Here is a 20,154-nt window from a genome sequence, read left to right as displayed (position 1 = left end):
CAGGATCTAGATCTGGTTCTATGCCAAAGCGTTCTAAGTTCGAGACAACCCAGGCTCAAATCATGTATAGAGCCGAAGATTTAATTAAAGCAGCTTCCAATCGCTACCGAATTACGGTGCAAGTTGCCAATCGTGCCAAACGCCGCCGGTACGAAGACTTTGACAATGGGGACGATCCGATGATGAAGCCTGTACTGCGAGCGATTTACGAAATGTCCGATGAGTTAACGCAACCGGAAATTATCGGCGAATAGAGTGATTAGCTAATTGCTAATGGCTAATTGCAGTCGATCATCCATGACCTATGACCTATGACCAAAAAACTGAGTTTGGCAGCGCTCCCAGTTATCGTAACAGGTCTTGTGGTTTTGGCAGCGGGGATGGGGCAATCAACGCCAGTGGGGATATTGAGTCAAAATCCGGTAATGGCTCAAGCTTTAAGAACCCAAGATCTCTGGCGGCAAGTATACCAACAGATGCCCGACTTGCCGCTAGAAAATCAATACGTCAACCAACAAAGCGGGAAAGTCGATCCAGATAATACCCTGGCGAGTCGGTTGATTCGGTATCACATGTTCGTCAAAGGGCGTCCGCCTAATTTTCGCTTGGATTGGAAACTGACGATCGCAGATTATCTGGGCGCAAACGAACTGATGGAAGAGGGGGTTTATCCGGGAGGTGACACCTTGCGAGAAAATCCAATAGAACGAGATCGCGCCGCCATCCAACGCCTAACTCGCCCTCAACGTAATGGCTTAATTCAAACCCTCGTCAATATTTTTAACCCCAACGCCGCACAGCAAACAGAAGCACCCTTAAGGCGGGAGACGCAAGAGCTTACGCCCACACCCAATCCCAGATCAATTCCCACCCTACCACAACCCGGAGACGCCCAGCGACTTAGACTTTAACGATTATGGCTAATCGGTAATCGGTTTCTTCCCATTACCAATTACCAATTACCCATTACCCAATTCCACCAATGGATCGTTTAATTAAAACAGGCCCCGGTTGGCGCATCGGTTGGAACCCCAACGCCTTAGAATATAAAGGTTTAGTCGGTGGGGATAATTGGGCAATTGAGCTTACAGAAGCCGAATTAAACGACTTTTGCCGCTTACTGGCACAGTTAGCAACAACGATGAGCAATATGGCAAGCGAGTTAATGGATGAGGAAAAAATCGCCTGCGAAGCCGAAAGCGACTTACTCTGGATGCAAGCAGAAGGCTATCCCACCGCTTACAGCTTGCGCTTTATTTTAAACGCAGGAAGGCGCGGCGAGGGCAGTTGGGAGCCAGCAGCAGTTCCAGGTTTGCTGCAAGCAACCCAAATGCTCAAAGTTTTTTGAAGGCTTGTTATTTGGCAAAAAACCATGTTATACTAGGAAAGCGCATTGAAAAACATCGGGGCGTAGCGCAGCTTGGTAGCGCACCACTTTGGGGTAGTGGGGGTCGCACGTTCAAATCGTGTCGCTCCGATTACCGAAACCTCCTAGAAATAGGGGGTTTCGCCATTTTTACAGTCTTTTTGCCATACCCCCCATTCTCAATCAGGGCTGACAGAAAGTGACAATCCCAGACAAAATCTGTGATAAAACTGTGATAAAAATACAGGCATGGCAAGAACTCCGAAAGGCGGCGTCACCGTCGAAGAATTCAAAGGTCGGCTTAGACTCTATTGGTCGTGGGAGGGCAAGCGATTAACCCTGACAAGATCGAGCTAGATATTGCCTCCGGGAACTTTGAGCCAACTTTGATGAAGTACAAACCGGAACGGCAACAGGCGATCGCTCTATTATCCCTATGGGACAAGTTCGTTGATTATAAGCAGCGGCAAGTCACAAAAGCGACTTGGGAAAAGTACCGGGGACTGCGGGGACATCTTGAGTCTTACTTTAAAAGCAAGTCTGCGATCGCTGTTACCGAAACTGTTGGACTAAATTTTCGGGATTGGTTGCTTGAAAAATTGGAGCCGATTACCGTGGGCGAGCGAATCGTAATGCTTAACGCTTGCTGGCAGTGGGGTATCAAAAAAAAATTAGTACAGGAAAACCCCTGGGCAGAAATCAAGGTATCAGTTCCTCCGCAGCAAAAGCCAGATCCCTTTACGTTAGAAGAAATCAATAAAATTATTAACAAATTTCGTACAGATCCACGCCTCAGTCATTACGCTGATTACGTTGAGTTTAAGTTTGGTGTTGGCCTAAGAACAGGCGAAGCCGCAGCTTTGCAGTGGAAACATTGCTCTTTAAATTGCGAGAGCTTCGCGGAAGGGAGGCATATCGCGTCTGGATTGGAGAAAGCATTAGTAGAGGAAATCGCAAAGCAACCAAAAACAATAAAGCCCGTACTGTTTTTCTTACTCCCAGACTTCAGCAATTGCTTCAGAACCGAAAAAGTGCTAGTAATGCCGATCCCGACGATCTAATATTTACTAGCATGGAAGGAAATTTAATTGACTCAAAAAACTTCTGTCGTCGATACTGGAAACCGGCTCTGGAAGAACTTGAAATTGATTATCGTCGCCCCTACACCACCAGGCACACTTTAATTTCGCATGGCTGGGAAGCGGGAATGAATCCTGTTGCGATACGCCTGCCAACGCTGGCGCGAACGCATCCCTAACCGGACAGGATGTAAGAACTCTTTATGAGAGTTACGCTGGCTTAGTTAACCAACCACAATTGCCCGATTTGTTGCCGCCTTTTTCCCCCGCTTCATCGGTTGATTCTCAGGTAGAGATTCCAGATATCTCTGAATGAACTTTTGATGATCTGGATGATTGACTTTACCGCCACATCTTATTAATTGATTCAGTAAAACCGAATTGTAAAGTACCTTGCCGCTGGGATTGCGTCCCCAGTGAATTCCCTCTATTAGTTTTCCTTCCTGCCTGTACCTAAATAGAGTGCGATCGCTGCATCCTAAAATCTTCGCTGCTGTATTCGAGTCACAAAAAATTACCATTTCTTCCATCTTAAATACCATAACAAGGTTTGATATGCTATTCTTTGAATAGCAATTTGAAAATATAACGACGCTTTTTGGCCTTAGAGTTAGCGATTATTTCCCAGCCTGCCTTAGCATTAATTAACAACTTAATTTAATCAGGATGTTTGGCTATTTTCCTGAGAAGATACTGGCACTCTATTAAGAGTTTTTCTTTGGCGGTTAACTTTGATTTTTTGAGATTCACTTTTAAGGTCATTAGTTTTTTTCCATCCAGATTGGGAACACTTAAAGGCTGCCAGTCCAGGAATATTTATGGGAGAATGGCATTGATAGCAAATGCCATATTTAGAGGGGGTCATAGTTTCTGGGAATAAGCAAGGTTGGCAATTGCTGAATTAACTTTTTATGCTAATTCATCGGGTTCAGAGAATTGAACTTTTTTGATTTCTATGGCATGGATGCGATATGCCTCCCTTCCGCGAAGCTCTCGCAATCAATTTTTGTAGCGATATCCCACCCATGCTTAATAAGTAAACCTGCGGAGCATCGGGCGCAGGGAACAGGGGGATCGCTAGGGCTGTAGTCTTCTAGCAAATGTTCCTGAACCAACTGATGACTTAGATAACCTGTATCTTGACAACAAAAACAACTAATGGTTTTGCTCAGACCATGTATTTGTGATTCCGGTTGTTTTTGGTAAATGGGTTTCACATAGCCACAGGAACATTCCCAATATCCGGATTTAACAAGAATGCTGTTTAAACGCGAGACTTCGGTGAGCTGCATAGGCTCCATTTGTCTTTTAGAATGCGGGCAAATCAATGTTTATTCCTCCTGTCCCACTCCTCTAAAAACTTCACCCTAAATTCGCGTTCTTCTCCCGAGAAATTGGCTACAAAAGCAAGGAAGTCCCCGCCCATCTCAAAAAATTCTTCCTCCATCTGGGCGTATACCTCCTCCGTTAATTGGTTTGCGAGAGCTTCGCGGAAGGGAGGCATATCGCTCCCAATCGCATTTCCCGCCCCGTGGAGGTGTTTTGGAATCTTCGATAGAAATCTTCGTACCTTGGCTGTCCGCTGGCGTCAGAGGCTGCCAGATAATCCCCAAGGCTTACGATCGGTCGCGGGAGGCGGGCTACCTCTCTCCGGCAAAAATCTTCAAAACACTCTCTCTCGTTGGGTGAGAGAGTTGATAAATATTTGATAAGAAGATTGAGAAGAATTTGGAGAGGTGACAGATCAAAATTTAGCTAATTCCGCAAGAAGCCTCACGTCTGGCGCTTCAGGGAGCGTGAGATGAATTGCGGGTGAGTTGACGACAGTCCTCTGACCAATGTGCGGCAGCACGAGAGAAGAGGGCATGGAGGAAACGAACAAATTCTATGCTATGCTAATTTATAGCAAACGTCTGTTTAATCTAAATGTTAAAAGTCGTCAAAGTCAGATTGTATCCAGATGCCCAGCAACGGCAGTCGCTAGCGCAAGCTTTTGGTAGTTGTCGCTGGCTATGGAATTATTGTTTGAACTTGATGAACCAAACATACAAGGAAACAGGCAAAGGATTGTCTGGGTACGAAGTCAAAAAGTTAATTCCACAGTTAAAGAAAGAGCATGACTGGTTGTCACTAACTTATTCACAATGTTTGCAGCAAGTCTGTCTGAATCTTGGGGTAGCTTTCAATAACTTCTTTGAAAAAAGGGCTAACTATCCTAGATTTAAATCAAAAAATGGTAAGCAGTCGCTCCAGTATCCTCAAAATGTCAAGGTTACAGGTAATTATTTAACTCTCCCAAAGATAGGAGATGTAACAGCAATCATTCATAGACCTATTGAGGGTAAAATTAAAAATGTAACCAGCTCAAAAAACTGTTATAAGCAATATTTTGCAGCTATTCTGTTTGACGATGGCAAGGATACCCTCCTTTCATCCCCCCTAATAGGGGGGAAAGAGAGGGGTGGTAAAGCAATAGGTATTGATCTTGGCTTAAACCATTTTGCTGTTACTAGCGATGGTTCTAAGTTTGACAACCCCAGAATACTTAACAAGCATGAAAAGAATTTAAAACTCAAACAACAGCAACTATCTAGAAAGCAGAAAGGTTCTAAAAACCGCATTAAGGCTAGGAAAAAAGTTGCTATAGTTCAGAGAAAAATTACTAACTGCCGTGAGGATTTTCTGCACAAGCTATCTCGTAGGATAGTTAACGAAAACCAAGTGATTGTGGTAGAAAATCTCAAGGTTAAAGGCATGATGCAAAACCATTGCTTGGCTAAATCCATTCAACAAGTTGGATGGGGGATGTTTTGCACCATGTTGAAATATAAGGCAGAAATGTCAGGGAAGATTTATCAAGAAGTCGATAGATTTTTTCCCAGTTCAAAAACCTGTCATGTTTGCTTGAAGCAAGTTGGCAGCTTGCCGCTTGATGTCAGAACTTGGACTTGCGAACATTGCCATACAAAACATGACAGGGATATCAACGCAGCTATCAACCTTCGGGATGAAGGACTACGAATTTTGACCTCTGGAACGGGGGATAAAGCCTGTCGCCCAGAAGTAAATCACAGTAAGGGAGGACGCCAGAAATCCACTACTACGTTTTTTGTTGGGCAGGAAGCCTACACTGTACCGTCAGGGAGCGTGTAGGTAGTTCACTCCAAGCATTCTGACCTCTTATGCAGTAACAATCTGAAAAGCGCTTTCCGCAGCCGACAGAAACACTACCTTGCCGCAAGCGCGCGTGGAAGGATACCCGGAATTAATTTCGGTAGTTTGATGAAATTAAGCAATCGTTTCAACGCTAAAGGTCAAGGACTGAAGAAACTTTGGCGTATCGCATTCCCGAATTTTCTTTACCCAAATTCTGCGCGAGCGCAGCGGAAGGGAGGCATATCGCCGTCCCAACCAAATCCGGCTCGTTTGGCTAATTCTCGGTTGTCGTAACTAACTATTGCCCGCAGTTCAATCTGTGGAGATTTGGAGCGGACGATCTTACTTATTATTTCGGTTGTCTGGTCCCTTTTGACTCGTAGATGCTCAACCAGTTAGTCAACGCTGCACCAAGGATTTTCAGCAATTAATTCTCGAATTAATATCGAGTGAAATTGGCTGCACTGTACACAATTCCTTCATGTCCTGCACCTGTATCGGCGTGGGCAAGGATGAGGCGGATGTGATAGGGAAGTTCGGGAAAAACAGGTGGGTGATGGTCAATCCAATCCTGCTGCCAAGGGCAGAGCATTATAGACTTCGCACAGCTGTCAATATTTGATGCACGACCGTTACTCTGACGCTGCCCAAGCATTGGGTCTATCCACAGGCGGGAGATGACAAGAACTTGCCATCCGGTGAAAAGGGAGCGAGAGCGCGAAGCGCACGCTAAGCGATCGCTTTTTATCTCATCATCTTCTCTGGTGAAAAGCCCCCGCTGACGGCACCCGATCGCTTTTCCACCTAGTGAAATGCTCTAACCGTAATTAATTCGGGTAAGCAAATGGTATGGTATGGCACGGCGATCTACTGGTTTATGAAGATAGTGTTTTTCTGCAACTAAGTCTTGCACCCACTTGAGGTTGCAGCGCTCTACTGAAACTCTGCGTTTTAGTGGCAGGTTTTCCATTTTCTGTGCTAAGCCTCTAGGCCACATATGAGATCGAGATCCTTTGTGCTTCTATGTTTTGTGAAGGCGGAGTGCAAGCCTGTCTTGTTTTTTTCATCAGGAGGAATTGCTTGTAAGGTCAGCCTTTCATTATATTTGTGACAGGTTGACCTTGCACTGTCAAGTGTAAGGATATGAAGAAAAAGTCAAAATTTATGATTTTACTAAGTCGTAGGGGTTTAACTCAGGAGCAATTCGCAGATTTAGTTGAGAGTGCTTGGAAACTCACATCAGGCAGGAAACTTTCGCGTCAGGCGGTAAACGCTTGGATAAACGGCAGGGCAATTCCTAAGTTGTCTCCAGCAGAAACCCTTGTTTTACTTGAAATTCTTGGTTGCACTCTTGCTGAACTTGCGATCGCTTTCCCACATGAAAGCGATTTGCCAGAAAACTGATAATTTAGTCTTGACCGTGTAAGGTTAACCTGGTATATTTTTGTAAGGTTAGCGTTACACAACAACTTAGTAAAAGTAATCTAATGATCGAGCATTTAGTCAACCCAATGTGCTTAGATTCAGTGCCGCTGGAGGAAAGACAAAAGCTACCGCAAATACCTTGTGTGTATTTTGTGGTTGATTCAGCGAAGAAAATTCAGTACATTGGTTCTTCCATAAATTTGAAAGAGCGATGGTTGAACGATCGCAAACTAGAGGAAATAAAATCGGAAAATGAAGTCAGAATATTTTGGTTACCAATTGCTGAATCTGACCTTAACTGTTTGAAAGCAATAGAATCAGAGTTTATTGCCAAGTTCTGTCCACCATTAAATAAGCGCGAACGCCCCAAAAGGGTTCAGTTTTTGAGTAGGCATCAGAAACAGAATTTGACTGATGAGCAATTCATAGATTTAGCTGAGAATGTTGTAACGCCGATCACCCTTTACAAAAAAGCAGGATATACACAGAAAGGGTTTGCTAAAGCTCTTAACAGAAGATTTGAGGAAATTAATAGTCCCCGCCAGGTTACGACAAAATCTATACGCGAATGGATTTCAGGAAAGTTTCAGCCTCATTTAACTCCTGCTGAAACTCTGGAAATGTGTATTTTGCTGAACTGCAATCTATATGACCTTGTTTTAGCTACTAAACAAAAAAAATCTTGATGAGAGTTGTTGACTTTGAGGAATTTTTGGAAAATTTAGTTCCAAGTCAACTAGCTTTATTGCTTGATGCGTTCGCGTAGCTAGCCATTGGCATATCGCTAATCGTTTAGAAACCTTATAGGTGACAATCATGGCAAAACTACCAACAACGTTCGCAACGCTTGATTTGACAGGATTTGACGTAGATCCAAATAAACAGCACAGCAGCATTAACCGGGAAATGGTAGATATTGCTTGCGCTGTGCTTCAGAAAAATAAAGTCGGTATCGCTACGCGCTCAGTACAAGCAGCACTTAAGCATATTTATGGTATCGGCGGGTCTGCTGATACAGTGTGCAATCTGCTCAAGGAATGGCGAGGGGAAAACCTGTTAAGTTTAAAGCAGGGCAAGAATGACAAGGATTTAGTTTCAGCAATTCTGGAAGCAACAGATGATGGATTGCTTGATGAGCAGGATATTCCAGAAGAATATCTAACGGTAGCAAAACAAATGGCGATCGCAACATATCGCCTTGCCTACCAAAAAGCAGATACCAGTATCAGCGGCGATCGCATGAAGCAATTAGCTTCTGAAAATGACGTATTGCAGAACCAACTCAAGGATTTTCCTCAACTCCTGATTGAGCTAAATTTCTATAAGGCAGAATAGGAACGCCAGCGCAATGAACTGCGCGAAGCGTACATGAATCTCAACAAGCAGCAATTAGCTGATTCAGATAATTTCCGGCAACAGCTAGATAATTTGTATCAAGAACGTAATGATTTGGTGGGTAAGTTATCGGAGGCCCAAAAACGGTTGACTGAAGTTGCCGATTTGGAAAGTAGAGAGCGTGAACGTACTGGTGAAATTTCCCGACTCAAAGGACAACTTGAAGCTCGTGAAAGAGAGATTGAGACGAGGCACCAACAAATTCAATATTTGCCAGCACAGATTGGGGAAAAACAAGTGCTTGAATCTCAATTGGGGCAATTACGTAGTCAACTCAAAGAAGCCAATGAAACTATTAGTCACCTCCAAACAAAACAAAAATATACTTCAGCTTTAGAAGTTGATGTTGATAGGGATAAGCCGGAAAAAATGAGGATTTTAAAGAATGAATTATTATTGATGTTATCGGCAAGATTTCCATTGCTTTATTTAGTGGCAGCAGAAGAGGAAGTAGCCGAAGAAATGCTTCTTGATATTGCTAAAGATCGAAAAATACAAATTTACTTTTTTTGTTTCTCTAGAGGTTGGTCGGACAAGGATGGCACGGATAAGGGAAATCCAATGAACGCTTTAGCTCGTATTGCTAAAGCACCCGCAGACCAACCGGCAATTTTTGTAATGAAAGATTTGGCAACTCTGATATCCCCCGGTAGCAACGGGCAGATAAGAGCAGGACAGTTGCCGTTGGTTCGTAAACTACCTACACTCCCCTCGAGGGTGAGTGTAGGCTTTCAGTAGCCCTAAAATTAATGTTGCAAGACAGTAATTTTGAGCCTCCAGGTTGGTTTACACTCAACCCCAATAAAGCAATCATTTTAGAGCCATTCTCATCTGCATCCCCAATCCACCCACAAGCCTTGTTGCCACACTTAAAACGCTTCTGGGTTCTGATTCCGATATGCAAACAACAATGGCAAGTTTGACTCGTATAAGCAGGAGGAACGGTTACAACTTTCACACCTTCCTTGATGCCCTACTCAAGAAACATTCTTAATTGGTAGAAAGCCCAACTGTTAGACCTTCTTCTTTCGGTCTTGTTTCTGGGTTTTGAATTGGTTCTTTCTCTAATTCCAGTTAAATCTTCAATAGCTAAAAAGAATTGAGACTCTTTAGCCTCTAAAATGATAGATGAGCTGATGTTATGATTGCGCCACGCTTGATACCTTCTTTCTCTCCCCGATAGCCGTTGCAGGATTTGACGGCATCTACGCCGTGTAGTCCTTGTGCCTTGGGAAGCTTTTTTCTGTAAAGAAGTTCTAGTACGGCTGTATTTGTCTCTTACCTCCTGAATATTTTTACCAGACCATGACTTACCTGTACTGGTAACGGCGATATCTCTTCTCCCAAAATCAACACCAATTACATTGTCGGATTTTCCTGGTTTTGGTGGTTCTGATTTTAGTTGAATGTGGACATACCAATTACCGTCTTTGTGTAGACAGACTTGAGCGGAAGTCGGGTTTTGATCGGTTAGTTTACCACGATGATAGTTACTGGCGATTATTGGAAGAGTTACCCGTTTACTTGTTGTGCTAACGCTAACACTCCAAGTCTTTTCAATAAACCGGAATGTTCTAGCGTCACAATCAAAACTGGTTGGCTTAAAACCTTTAACGCAACTACCCTTCTGTTTTGCGGTTAGCCTGTTGGCAGCTACCCTAGCGCCAGCTCTGACAACGTGGTTAGCAGTCAGTCTGAACTTTTCTTTAACCTCGTGATAACAAACCGCCTGAATTGAGTTTCTGTTAGTTAGGTTTGGATTAACTGTTTCATTGCTCCAAGTACAAGCTGACGCAAAATTCTTAGCTGTATCCGCCAACAACTCTTGCTGTTTTTGGGATACATCAAGTCTTACAACTAGCGTCAATACTTGTTCCATAACCTCAAAAAACTCCTATCATGATTATAGATCAAAAACCAAGTATTCCCTATTGCTCAGTTTATTAGTTAGTCGCAATTGGGACCCACTCCTACCTCGGTCAGGTGTGGGCATCCTGGCGACATTTTTTAGGTGAGATTAAGAATGTGGCAAGGGAGATGGCACGCGATCGCCGCACATTAGTCATCCTGTCAGACCAATTGCGTAACCCTACTGAACTCAAGGAAGAAACGACGGTTGTAGATTTGTCGCTGCCAACCATCGATGAGATATCAGAACTGGTCGATCGCTTGGTTGGCAAAAAATTAAAGGTATCGCCCTTAAATCGCGAACAACTACTCAAAGCTTGCCAGGGATTGACTCGCTGCCGGATTAGCCTGGTGCTGGCAAAGTCTTTAGCCAAGGCGGGGAAAGTGGATGAAACCGCGATCGCAGAACTCATCGATGAAAAGCGTCAAACCATCCGCGAAACTGGCATTCTCGAATTTATCCCAGTTCAATCCGGCTGAGATTCTGTGGGTGGACTGGAAAATCTCAAGCAATGGGTTAGAGTTCGTCAGCACAGTTTCACCGACGCAGCCCGCGCCTATGGCTTACCAGCACCCAAAGGCGTGCTGCTGGCGGGGATTCAAGGCACGGGTAAATCACTATCAGCCCGTACTATTGCAGCATGAGAGGAAGTTACCGTTACTGTGGTTGGATGTCGGTCGGTTGTTCGGCGGTATTGTCGGGGAAAGTGAGAGTCGAGTAAGGCTCGTCATTAAGTTGGCTGAAGCTGTTTCTCCGTGCTGTTTGATGCTAGATGAAATTGACAAAGCGTTTGGCAATATCACCAGCGGCGCTGACGGTGACTCCGGCACATCCAGGCGCGTGTTCGGTACGCTGCTAACTTGGATGCAAGAGAAAACCGCCCCCGTCTTTGTTATTGCTACTGCTAACAACACTGAAATTTTGCCCGCTGAACTAATTCGGAAAGGCAGACTGGATGAATTATTTTTCTGCGACCTGCCCAACCAGCTAGAGCGCGAGCAAATCTTTCAAGTTCACAAGAGCCGCCTTCGCCCTGAGCGAGTCAAAAATAACGAGTTTTATTTTGAACTATTAGCCAGCCACTCCAAAGATTTCTCTGGTGCTGAGATTGAGCAAGTCATTTATGAGGCTATGCAACAAGCATTTAGTCGGAATGAGGAATTTACAAATGGGGATTTGTTGGATGCGATCGCTGACTGTGTTCCGTTGGCTCGTTTGGCTACTCATCAAATCGAAAAACTGAAATCCTGGGCAGTTACCAGCGGCGCTAAATCTGCTAGCTATCTTGAAACCAGTAAATCCCAACCAATGACTAAGTTTTTAGAGGTTGATTGAAGCTTTGATTTAACGAACATTTCAGGCGATTGCAACGGAAATAAAACCTTTCCTGCCCACGGTTTTACTTGGAGTAACCCAGGTAAAATACTAACCAAAACTATCAACTAAAACTCAACTTATAACAGCTAAATTATCTACGAGGCAAATTACCTTGATGAACTTTGAATAATTTCATCATTTAACTGAAGTTGCTCTCGTTAAAACTTCGTCAGACGACCGGGCAGTCATCAATAGTTGGGGCTTCGCGTCAATTATTTGGTCTGCTGTTAAACAAAACAATCCTCAAGCTAGAATAATAGCTGAAGAACTGTTTGATGTTTCTAACAACAATCAGTTATGTTCACTGGTAGAAAGAACCGATGAAGCAGTAACTTTACAGGCGATGCGCCTCCCTGACGCTGCGCGAACGCTATAATTGCTACTGCTCTTGAAGAAAAAATTAACTCTGCATTTTCAGGCGATTCTTGAAAAACATGGCTTAGCTTTTTGGCTTTGACTTCCTCGTGGGAGTCAAGAACATTCATCTATGGAGATACAAAGTGAGTTTTAACAGAGATCCTATGCCAAGCGATCGAAATGTTTGCTGGCATTGCTGGCAAAAAGGAAAAGAAACATCTGGCAAGAAAGCCCAATTGCGATGGATGTATGTGGTAGAAGGCAGTAAAGAACTTCTATGTGCTAGCTAAATGCCGTGAAGATCAATACAACGAAAGGCAACAATACAAAGGGTATTACTCCTCTTTTAACGGGTTAAGGCGCTTAGAAGACTATACCCATGAGGACTACAGGCGTAGTCCAGAACTATTTGCTGATGAAGGTTAATTACAAAAGGTTACTAGCGTCTATGGTGGGTCGCTCCCACCAAATATTCATGAATCCCAATGAGTTACAGGGATATGCCTTCCTTCCGCTGCGCGTGAAGCTCAGTTACCCTCACAGCAAATCGCTATACCTGTTACTGCTCTTGAACAAAAATTAAATGAGGCATTTCACAAAAATAACTAATGCTAACGCTTTTTGAATTTGACTTTCTGGTGGGAGTCAAGAACATTTATTTCTGATGAGGTTGGTTTATGGGCAATATTGACTTTCCGTGCTGGCTCTTCGGGAAAGCAAAATTTGTTGCTGAAAAATTGTTGGCTGACGGATTCTGGTACTGCGGTAATAGCGATAATTTTGTCGTTATTGAAGACCTCACAGAACAAGTGGGTGATTGGCTACTTGGATTTGGGTATCAGGAGCTAGGTCTAGATGCGATATGCGATGGAGCGCTTTTCTTTAAAGACCTAGACCATTTTGAAGAACAGTCACAATTTGAAAGCGAAATAAATCGCATTAAAAACCTGATTATTCAATCCGAACTTGACTGGGAATCTGGTTTGAGTGCTGGACAAGCTTGTTTGAGGTTAGCAATGAAAGCATTTAACAAAGGATTTTCCAAAACCAATGAATGGATTTGGGTTCCGCCATCAGAAATCGAAGCTAAAAAGAAACTGGTTAGCGCTCAGGGAACAGTACCAAATTGCCAGAGTTTCTGCTATAACAACCAATTTCGTGTAATGTTTTTTGCTCGCCAAACCGAGTGGGTAATTGTTAACCATTTAATGGGTACACAACACAATGGGAAGCGAATTAATGACCAATGGGCAACTTGGCAGCAGATTAAAAATGAGTTAGTGGGAAGCGAGGGATCAGTTGAAGTTTATCCACCAATGTCAGAGCTTGTAAATGATATGAATGCTTATCATTTGTGGGTTATGCCGCCTGGTTTTAAACTGCCAAATGGAATTGAATCCTTGGACTAAATAGCGTAATCGGCGGTTCGCTACCGCCATAGCAAAAATTAATGTTATGTGACTGAAATTTTGATTAACCTGAACAATAAAATCTGGAAATAATACACGTACAACAGTGCAAAACCTGTCGCAGGAAAAAGTCATCGAAGGTTGCTGACATTCCAAATTATGATCGCTCATTTCACGAGAATTTGATTGATACAATTGCTGACTCAGAAGGCAATTTATCAAAAATTGGGCAACCAATCAAAATTATGGCTTGCCATTATTCAAAAGATGGCGCAGAGCGGGAGTGTATTGGTTGGGTGACATCCTCCTACACTTCCCTGACGGGTAAGTGTAGGCTTCCAAACCTCACGATTTGGCATTCCTAGTTTTTCTCTTACGAGGTGGCGCCTCTGACCTAGATGGAGTTTCCTCCACCCCCGGCAGACCGACTGCATAGGCGTTTTCTATTCCGCAGAGTCCCTGGGTACTCAAGTTATCCAGACCACGCAATCTGATTACTTCTGATGCTGCACGATCTCTATCTGTTTCATACCCACAAACATCGCACTTATGGATTCGTTCAGAAAGGTCTTTTTTACCCGTATGTGTTCCACATTTAGGGCAGGTTTGAGACGTTCCATCCGGGTTGACACGGGCAAAGTAGAATTGATGTTTCTTTGCCACCCATGCAAGCTTGTTGAGGAACTGACCGAAAGCAGCATCCAGAGTATGTTTTCTCAACATTCCTCCAGACATGGCCTGAAGATTCAAATCCTCAACAAAAACCATCCCTATGCCTTCTTTGGTACACAGATGGTTAGCCAGTTTGAACTGCCAATCTTTCCGAACACTAGCGATGTGATTGTGGAATCTGGCAACCTTGAAGAGAGCCTTCTCGCGATTCTTAGAACCCCTTTTCGTTCTGGCATAGTTGCGTTGGTTGAACTCAGTACAGGTGTCACCATCTGCACTGGTCTTCAAAACCGTGCGTGAATCTTTCGAATCACACGGCTCCTCAAAGACTTGGTGTTTGTCACACATACATCTTACCCTTGTTGGGCCCAGGGGGTTAGAAAGGGTGTTCATCAAGCCATCTTTCTTCTAACACTTCATTCGCTGCACCGTGGATGATATCGTGGCAGTGTCTATGTACTAATGTCAGATTCTCTTTCTTATTGAAAGCTCGATTCTTATCCTTATGATGTACTTCAATGAGAGAATCTGATGCAAAGTACTGTCCGCAGTGAGAGCATTTGCCATTTTGAGATTTTATCAGGGCGGCTACTGCTTTTGGAGTACCGGGATAATTTCCTCGTCTATTGCTCCAGTAAACCCAGTCCCCGTCGTATGGGCTGCGTTCCCGTATTTGAACCTGCCTCTTTATGGGGGGATCTGCATGGCGAAGGAGTTGCATCCCTGCTTCATTTCTTGTTGCAAATCCCCAACTTTTCGTCCCTATTTTGTGCCAGTATCTTTTAGATACCCATGTTTTTGATTTATCGGGATGACGGTGGTCTGCCCAAGTTCTGAGTTGATCATAAGTTATGGGATCCGCTTTTGAGTAGGATGCCTGACTCACAACTGAGGAATAGTAATTTGACCATCCCCTGATTATTGGGTTGATTTTTGCAATTAGTTCAGCTTGTGAGGCTGATTTATTTGGCCTAATGATGGTTCCTATGTCATCGGTGTGAGCTTTTAGCTTCTCTTTACTTGGGGTGATGATGGTTTTGAACCCTAGTGGTTTTCCTGTTACTTTCCCAGTCTGATATTTACCGACTGGATGTTGTCGGATATTGAATCCGAGGAAATCAAAACCCACGTTTCCTTCATACTTGGTATGTGAGATTCGTGTTTGACTGGGCTGCAATTCCAGACCCATGCATTTCAACGATTCGGCTACTATTTGTTGACATTCTTGAACGACGGTAAGGTTTTCATGCAGGACAACGAAATCCTCTGGGTATCTGATAATATTAGGTGCGTTTCTTTTGGGGAATGCTCCTAATAGCGCTGTTTCCATACCGTGAAGGGCGATATTAGCAAGAAGGGGGGAAATCACCCCACCTTGCGGTGTCGCTTTAAGTGTTGGGTCAACTGTTCGGCTTTTGTGGCGATTGGTGTATTCGCTCGAGTCAATCACTCCCGCTTTTAACCATGCCTTGATTTGTCGGCGTAGGGTGGGAAATGTATTTAGTTTTCTTAGTAGTGCCTCATGGTCAATTTGGTCAAAGCATTTGGCAATATCAGCGTCCAGCACATATTTGGCTTTCTGCTTAATTGTTTGGAATATCTGCTCAACCGCGTCATGGCATGAGCGTCCTGGTCGAAATCCGAAGGAATTTGGCTCGAATTTAGCTTCCCATTCCAACTCTCAGGCAGCTTTTGCCAGGGCTTGGGTTGCCCTGTCGTACATTGTAGGTATCCCTAATGGGCGCTTTTCCTCTGTTCCAGGTTTGGGTATCCATACCCTTCTCGTTGGTTTAGCCTTTCGGTTTAACCTCAGTTGGTTTACAAGTTCTATCCTTTGTTTTGGGGTAAGACTTTTCATCCCGTCAACTCCGGCAGTTTTCTTGCCCTGATTATCCTGAGTTACCCGTTCCACGGCTAAGACCTTAGCTGACCAAGACTTGATCAAGGTTTTTTGCAGCCTGCGGACTGCTCGAACGTCTCCACGTTGAGATGCTTGATCTATGCGCTTTTGCAACTTGAAGACCACCCTTTCAATTTTTCGCCAAGGGATGTCTTTCCATTCCACAGTCGTCTTATTTGACTCTGTATTAGACATATCAATTGCTATTTGTGCCTATATCTTCCAAATCTGCGTGAATCTGTTAGCGTATCCCCCTCATTACAAGAGGGCGTTGGCTTCTGATTCAATCCTTTCTCTGTATTTCATCTGGTTAGCACCTACTCAGGTATCGACCTTTCCTGAGAGAAACATAGAGGTTACTTCGTTCGTGATAACCATTGTTTGAACCTTTAGAGTGATGCTCTCTACCGGGTTTTTGGCAAGTGCTTATTAGTCGCTTGCTGAAACGCCAACTCCCTATCCTTTGCCTTTTGGCTCCAGTGTGTCAGCCTTTACACTGGTTGCTGATAACGGTAGTTCAGTCACATCTTCACTTTCGTTACTCATAGGCTCTTTGCTAGAAGGGATTCCGGTTTAGGCTACCAGTTACCTCCTTTTCACTTTGTTTCACAATTGAGGTCGCTACTCTCATTTATGGGGGTGATGCTGTCACCACTGCACCTATGGGGAGGGATTTACACCCTCATGGTTATCAAGTTTTCCAGGTTCGTTCTAGCCGATACGAGAGGCTAGTTCCTTGATTCCTCCACACTTTGTTGGCACAATTGCCTCCGTTTTTGAGGAAACGAGTCACACCAGCAATTTCAGCTGGCGGTACAACTCGGTCAGGAATCGAGGTCTAGCAATCAACTCTCTATCAGAGGTTGTCAAAAACTTTTCCCATCCCATATCGATACGAGCGTGCATCTCGATGAGGTTGGGCATCTGGTATCGATACGTCAGACTCTATGGTGATAACCACTTCCCATCTATCCGCTTTCCTCAATACCCGTGCCTGTTTGATCGCAAACCCTTCTGGGATAGGTCGATGCAAATTGATGGGTATTTTCCCGACTTTGGGCAGACTAATTTGCCACCCTGTAATCGGATTAGTCTTGAATTGAGGAACATGGACTTCATTTGTCCAAACTTCAAGAAGCGTGGAAAGCCAAATCCTCTCTCTTGGAAGTAGTTCCAAGCATCATGCAACCGACGAATCGTGGTCTGCAGAACCTGAGAAGGTGCTTCACCCAATTGGGGGAATTCTTTCTTCCTTCGCTTTGGGAAGTGCATTCTGCTGGATGTAGTAAGTGGGGAACGGTTTATCAGCAGGAACGATATATTCTCGCTCCAGCGAACAATAGTCCAAACTACACTTACGCGAATTGACCCAATCCTTGATTTCCCGCCAAGCGTAGTTATATACCTTGCGCGATATTTCCAACCAATGAAGCATTGTCTGCTCTTGGATGGCGTCGGGATAAATTCGGTAGCAGTAGTTCATGATGAGAGTCATACTACTAATTAACGCAAGTTGCTAGTTATAAACTTTGGCGTTGCTAAGTGCTAATTGCTAATTGCTAATCTTGGATTTTTACCAATCTCGCCATTAGCCATTAGCCATGAGCCGCTGTGAGAGAGATAACTAGCAACTTGAGTTAATTATAACATAAAAATACTCGACTATAACCCTATATTTGCTGCTGATTTTACCGGGAAAGACCTTTATAAAATCAGCTTGGGGGAGCTATAATTCCCACGCCTCCCTATCGGGTAGGACGTGGGAATTATAGCTCCCCCAAACCCCCTCGAAAGTTAAATAACCAGTTAGGGGCAGGCAATAATATCCCCCTAAGACTGAGAATGCTGCGTTGCGAAAACGTTTCTGAAATTAAACTCGATGGACCACAAAAAGAAAGTTTTGAGGATACTTTTGAATAATGTACAAGCCTGGTCAACGACCCATCACTAAATCAAAGATTCTAGTGGGGGCTTGAAAACAAGTCCATAGTTGACCCGTCTAAGTCTTAATTGACTACGTTATCTAGGTCATAGCACCAAAGAATGCTTCAACAGTTCTTTGCTCTGCTGCCAGTCATTAAACGTCCGAGTTGGGTTTAGGCAGTGTGGCTGACATAACAAGCTTAGATAACTTTGGCTCATAGTACGGCTAATCAGCAGAAGAAAGCTAGTATAGCTTACAACAACAATGACGTTTCAATTTTAAGAATATGCCAAAAGTTTGGTCAGAAAAAGATATTGCTTTGCTCCCAGCAAATTCTAGTTCATTAAATATTTATGAATGAGAAGATCTATTGGCAGGTAAATTTACCTGCCAGCCGATTAAAAATCAAATTGAGTATCTCAAATTGCCAAAGAAAAAGCTTGGCAAGGGAGAAGTAAAAAGAAAGGAAGTAATTGGTCGCAACCAAACGCATAATTTTGATTTTTTCAATGTTATTGACACGGAAAAAGCTTATGCTTTAGGGAACAGATGGACATTTAACTTCACGAGATTATCAGGTAGGGTTTACCAACAAAGAACTAGCCTTGGTAGAACTATGGAGAGATTTATTGGGTTCAGAACACAAAATTTATAAAAAGCCAAACGATGTGTACACTATTGCAGCGAGCAAAAGACTTCACAAAAGCTTAACAGAAAAGGGATTTGACGTTGAAAAAAGTAATTCAGCCTTTTATCCCCAAAATATTCCATCTCATCTAAATAGTCATTTTATTCGAGGTTTATTTGATGGCGATGGTTGCATAACCAGGTATTTTCGCAAAAAAGATGGCGTTCCAGTAGTTAGCGTTTACATAGCTGGAACCTATTCTTTATTAACTGAGGTTAACCAACGAATACCAGAACCAGTTCCTAGCCTTCCCAAAGATAAAGGGAAAAAAAGCTCGCACAGACTAATTTTATCTAGCCAAAAGGCAAAAAACTTTCTCGAATGGATTTACCAAGACTCAAATGGTTTAAGGTTGGACAGAAAATATCAAAGGTACATTGATTGTCTAAATAAAGAAGGACTTTTTAGTTTAGACAGTAGAAAAGCATAACCTCAAGTAAAGATATTCTCTTTAAAAGCTAGATATTTTTCGGTTTATTCGGTGAAATTTACCCGAGAAATAGGAGTTTTGAATGTCAAAGAAAAATGCAGTTTTTGTATTGGATAGCGCTCGCAATCCATGCAATCCAATTCACCCGGCTGTTGCTAGAAAATTACTTTCTGAACACGCAGCAGTATTCCGCCAATACCCATTCACAGTTATCTGACTTAAAGGAGGTTAGATGCGATCGGACAAAGCCATTAAGGATTAAGATTGACCCTGGTGCGAGGTTCACTGGTTTGGCTTTGGTATCAGATAAAAACATTGTCTGGGCGGCTGAACTAGAACATCGTGGTTTTGCAATCAGAGATTCCTTGACCAGCAGAAGACAACAACGCAGAAGTCGCCGCCAACGTAAAACTAGATACCGTAAGCCAAGATTTCTCAATCGTCGTCGTCAGGATGATTGGTTGCCACCTAGTCTCATGTCTCGTGTTCTAAACATTCAGACATGGGTAAATCGTTTGTTTGACACTCCGCCGCTTAAAAGACGGCGGATTCTTCGTTCACCGAGGGACCTTGCCCAAACTTGTTGCCAAATTTGGGTAGAGGATCTTCTCTCCGGAAGCGTTAATTCCCGTGTGTCCCACGGTACTGGTTAATTGATAGCCAGTCTGTTTGGTGCGCCCTATCCAAAATAATGATTGCGGCATTATGGTCGCGGTCCAGTACGCAGCCACATTGACAGACATGGGTACGAACAGACAGCGACTTCTTCACCATTTGACCGCAACTAGAGCAATTCTGGCTGGTATATTGCGGCGGCACTCCCACCACCACTCGACCATAAACCCTGCCCAAATATTCCAACCACTCGGTAAATTGCGACCTTGCAGCATCGCTGATAGACTTAGCTAAATGGTGATTCTTCACCATATTCTTCACTTGCAGTTTCTCAAACGCCACTTGCATCGGGTAGGGTCGAGGGAGGTTATTACTAACCTCTCCCTCCCCTCCGAAACCGTGCTTGCGAGTTTCCCCGCACACGGCTACTCAATGTGTTTTCCCTTGTCACT

23 protein-coding genes, 1 tRNA gene and 4 pseudogenes are annotated in these 20,154 nt (G+C 43.6%); 17 read left to right on the top strand and 11 right to left on the bottom strand.

Going from position 1 to position 20,154, the window contains the following annotated elements; all coding sequences use genetic code 11:
- Nucleotides 1-20: 20 nt before the first annotated feature.
- The 6 genes and pseudogenes from MiSe_RS22725 to MiSe_RS52865 all read left to right on the top strand — a co-directional run bounded on the left by MiSe_RS22725 (nt 21) and on the right by MiSe_RS52865 (nt 2,624).
- On the top strand, nt 21-254 hold the full coding sequence (locus MiSe_RS22725) for a DNA-directed RNA polymerase subunit omega (RefSeq protein ID WP_226585161.1): 234 nt from the start codon (nt 21-23) through the stop codon (nt 252-254).
- 57 nt (nt 255-311) lie between these two features.
- On the top strand, nt 312-911 hold the full coding sequence (locus MiSe_RS22720) for a hypothetical protein (RefSeq protein WP_226585159.1): 600 nt from the start codon (nt 312-314) through the stop codon (nt 909-911).
- Between the two features lie 71 nt (nt 912-982).
- A complete protein-coding gene (locus tag MiSe_RS22715; protein WP_226585157.1) occupies nt 983-1,348 on the top strand; it encodes a DUF1818 family protein in 366 nt (121 codons plus the stop codon).
- Between the two features lie 56 nt (nt 1,349-1,404).
- Nucleotides 1,405-1,478: transfer RNA gene (locus MiSe_RS22710), tRNA-Pro, on the top strand.
- Between the two features lie 277 nt (nt 1,479-1,755).
- Nucleotides 1,756-2,010 (top strand): annotated as a pseudogene (locus MiSe_RS52870) (hypothetical protein); the annotation flags it as partial.
- Between the two features lie 221 nt (nt 2,011-2,231).
- On the top strand, nt 2,232-2,624 hold the full coding sequence (locus MiSe_RS52865; protein WP_373872847.1) for a tyrosine-type recombinase/integrase: 393 nt from the start codon (nt 2,232-2,234) through the stop codon (nt 2,622-2,624).
- A 45-nt stretch (nt 2,625-2,669) separates the two neighbouring features.
- Here the strand turns inward: MiSe_RS52865 and MiSe_RS22695 are convergent, their stop codons facing one another.
- Both MiSe_RS22695 and MiSe_RS22690 read right to left on the bottom strand, forming a co-directional pair.
- On the bottom strand, nt 2,670-2,987 hold the full coding sequence (locus MiSe_RS22695; RefSeq protein WP_226585152.1) for a hypothetical protein: 318 nt from the start codon (nt 2,985-2,987) through the stop codon (nt 2,670-2,672).
- Nucleotides 2,988-3,769: 782 nt separating this feature from the next.
- Complete coding sequence (locus MiSe_RS22690) at nt 3,770-3,949, bottom strand: hypothetical protein (protein ID WP_226585151.1); 180 nt, start codon at nt 3,947-3,949, stop codon at nt 3,770-3,772.
- Between the two features lie 422 nt (nt 3,950-4,371).
- Here MiSe_RS22690 and MiSe_RS22685 point away from each other — a divergent pair, with 422 nt between their 5' ends.
- Nucleotides 4,372-5,598, top strand: a complete 1,227-nt coding sequence (locus tag MiSe_RS22685; RefSeq protein WP_226585150.1) for an RNA-guided endonuclease InsQ/TnpB family protein — start codon at nt 4,372-4,374, stop codon at nt 5,596-5,598.
- A 206-nt stretch (nt 5,599-5,804) separates the two neighbouring features.
- Here MiSe_RS22685 and MiSe_RS54460 read toward each other — a convergent pair whose 3' ends face one another.
- Nucleotides 5,805-5,912: a DUF8626 domain-containing protein gene (locus MiSe_RS54460; protein WP_507770159.1), complete on the bottom strand. Its 108-nt coding sequence runs from the start codon at nt 5,910-5,912 to the stop codon at nt 5,805-5,807.
- A gap of 128 nt (nt 5,913-6,040) precedes the next feature.
- Entirely contained in the window at nt 6,041-6,193 is a 153-nt protein-coding gene (locus tag MiSe_RS22680) for a hypothetical protein (protein ID WP_226585149.1), read from the bottom strand.
- Between the two features lie 551 nt (nt 6,194-6,744).
- Between MiSe_RS22680 and MiSe_RS22675 the strand changes: the two genes are divergently transcribed.
- From MiSe_RS22675 to MiSe_RS22660, 4 genes are all read left to right on the top strand, one after another.
- Nucleotides 6,745-7,005, top strand: coding sequence for a helix-turn-helix transcriptional regulator (locus MiSe_RS22675; RefSeq protein WP_226585148.1), 261 nt, complete (start codon nt 6,745-6,747; stop codon nt 7,003-7,005).
- 83 nt (nt 7,006-7,088) lie between these two features.
- The gene (locus MiSe_RS22670) at nt 7,089-7,712 is read left to right on the top strand and encodes a GIY-YIG nuclease family protein (protein ID WP_226585147.1); all 624 of its coding nucleotides are present in this window, start codon (nt 7,089-7,091) and stop codon (nt 7,710-7,712) included.
- A 130-nt stretch (nt 7,713-7,842) separates the two neighbouring features.
- Nucleotides 7,843-8,361: a hypothetical protein gene (locus MiSe_RS22665; protein WP_226585146.1), complete on the top strand. Its 519-nt coding sequence runs from the start codon at nt 7,843-7,845 to the stop codon at nt 8,359-8,361.
- Nucleotides 8,362-8,394: 33 nt separating this feature from the next.
- Nucleotides 8,395-9,159, top strand: a complete 765-nt coding sequence (locus MiSe_RS22660) for a Ycf46 family AAA ATPase (RefSeq protein WP_226585144.1) — start codon at nt 8,395-8,397, stop codon at nt 9,157-9,159.
- Here MiSe_RS22660 and MiSe_RS22650 read toward each other — a convergent pair.
- Nucleotides 9,122-10,300 (bottom strand): annotated as a pseudogene (locus tag MiSe_RS22650) (RNA-guided endonuclease InsQ/TnpB family protein). The gene MiSe_RS22660 and the pseudogene MiSe_RS22650 sit on opposite strands and share 38 nt — an antisense overlap.
- Before the next feature lie 134 nt (nt 10,301-10,434).
- Between MiSe_RS22650 and MiSe_RS22640 the strand changes: the two are divergent.
- The 3 genes and pseudogenes from MiSe_RS22640 to MiSe_RS22635 form a co-directional block, all read left to right on the top strand.
- A pseudogene (locus MiSe_RS22640) lies at nt 10,435-11,665 on the top strand (AAA family ATPase); the annotation flags it as partial.
- 563 nt (nt 11,666-12,228) lie between these two features.
- A complete protein-coding gene (locus MiSe_RS51120) occupies nt 12,229-12,354 on the top strand; it encodes a hypothetical protein (RefSeq protein WP_264196655.1) in 126 nt (41 codons plus the stop codon).
- 387 nt (nt 12,355-12,741) lie between these two features.
- Nucleotides 12,742-13,473 carry a DUF7694 domain-containing protein gene (locus MiSe_RS22635; RefSeq protein ID WP_226585136.1) on the top strand — a complete coding sequence of 244 codons (732 nt, stop codon included), beginning with the start codon at nt 12,742-12,744 and terminating at the stop codon, nt 13,471-13,473.
- A 345-nt stretch (nt 13,474-13,818) separates the two neighbouring features.
- Here MiSe_RS22635 and MiSe_RS22630 read toward each other — a convergent pair whose 3' ends face one another.
- The 5 genes from MiSe_RS22630 to MiSe_RS22615 all read right to left on the bottom strand — a co-directional run bounded on the left by MiSe_RS22630 (nt 13,819) and on the right by MiSe_RS22615 (nt 17,528).
- Nucleotides 13,819-14,493 carry an RNA-guided endonuclease InsQ/TnpB family protein gene (locus MiSe_RS22630; RefSeq protein ID WP_226585135.1) on the bottom strand — a complete coding sequence of 225 codons (675 nt, stop codon included), beginning with the start codon at nt 14,491-14,493 and terminating at the stop codon, nt 13,819-13,821.
- 28 nt (nt 14,494-14,521) lie between these two features.
- The gene (locus MiSe_RS22625; protein ID WP_373872845.1) at nt 14,522-15,823 is read right to left on the bottom strand and encodes a group II intron reverse transcriptase; all 1,302 of its coding nucleotides are present in this window, start codon (nt 15,821-15,823) and stop codon (nt 14,522-14,524) included.
- Nucleotides 15,824-15,826: 3 nt separating this feature from the next.
- On the bottom strand, nt 15,827-16,240 hold the full coding sequence (locus MiSe_RS52860) for a reverse transcriptase N-terminal domain-containing protein (protein WP_373872844.1): 414 nt from the start codon (nt 16,238-16,240) through the stop codon (nt 15,827-15,829).
- A 661-nt stretch (nt 16,241-16,901) separates the two neighbouring features.
- A complete protein-coding gene (locus MiSe_RS22620) occupies nt 16,902-17,222 on the bottom strand; it encodes a hypothetical protein (protein ID WP_226585134.1) in 321 nt (106 codons plus the stop codon).
- A 48-nt stretch (nt 17,223-17,270) separates the two neighbouring features.
- Nucleotides 17,271-17,528, bottom strand: a complete 258-nt coding sequence (locus tag MiSe_RS22615; protein ID WP_226585133.1) for a helix-turn-helix domain-containing protein — start codon at nt 17,526-17,528, stop codon at nt 17,271-17,273.
- Nucleotides 17,529-18,339: 811 nt separating this feature from the next.
- Between MiSe_RS22615 and MiSe_RS22610 the strand changes: the two genes are divergently transcribed.
- From MiSe_RS22610 to iscB, 3 genes and pseudogenes are all read left to right on the top strand, one after another.
- Entirely contained in the window at nt 18,340-18,624 is a 285-nt protein-coding gene (locus MiSe_RS22610; RefSeq protein WP_226585132.1) for a hypothetical protein, read from the top strand.
- Nucleotides 18,575-19,087 (top strand): LAGLIDADG family homing endonuclease, encoded by a 513-nt coding sequence (locus MiSe_RS22605; protein ID WP_226585130.1) that lies wholly within the window; start codon nt 18,575-18,577, stop codon nt 19,085-19,087. Before MiSe_RS22610 ends, MiSe_RS22605 begins: the two co-directional genes overlap by 50 nt.
- An 82-nt stretch (nt 19,088-19,169) precedes the next feature.
- Nucleotides 19,170-19,623, top strand: a pseudogene (iscB, locus tag MiSe_RS22600) (RNA-guided endonuclease IscB); the annotation flags it as partial.
- 85 nt (nt 19,624-19,708) lie between these two features.
- On the opposite strand, the gene MiSe_RS22595 reads toward iscB, so the two are convergent.
- Nucleotides 19,709-20,125, bottom strand: a complete 417-nt coding sequence (locus MiSe_RS22595) for an RNA-guided endonuclease InsQ/TnpB family protein (RefSeq protein ID WP_307731507.1) — start codon at nt 20,123-20,125, stop codon at nt 19,709-19,711.
- Between the last annotated feature and the right edge of the window lie 29 nt (nt 20,126-20,154).

Source organism: Microseira wollei NIES-4236 (assembly GCF_020521235.1).
In the GTDB taxonomy this organism is placed as follows: Bacteria; Cyanobacteriota; Cyanobacteriia; order Cyanobacteriales; family Aerosakkonemataceae; genus Microseira; species Microseira wollei.
Note: the sequence above shows the minus strand (reverse complement) of the source record. Positions and strands in the feature narration are given on the sequence as shown.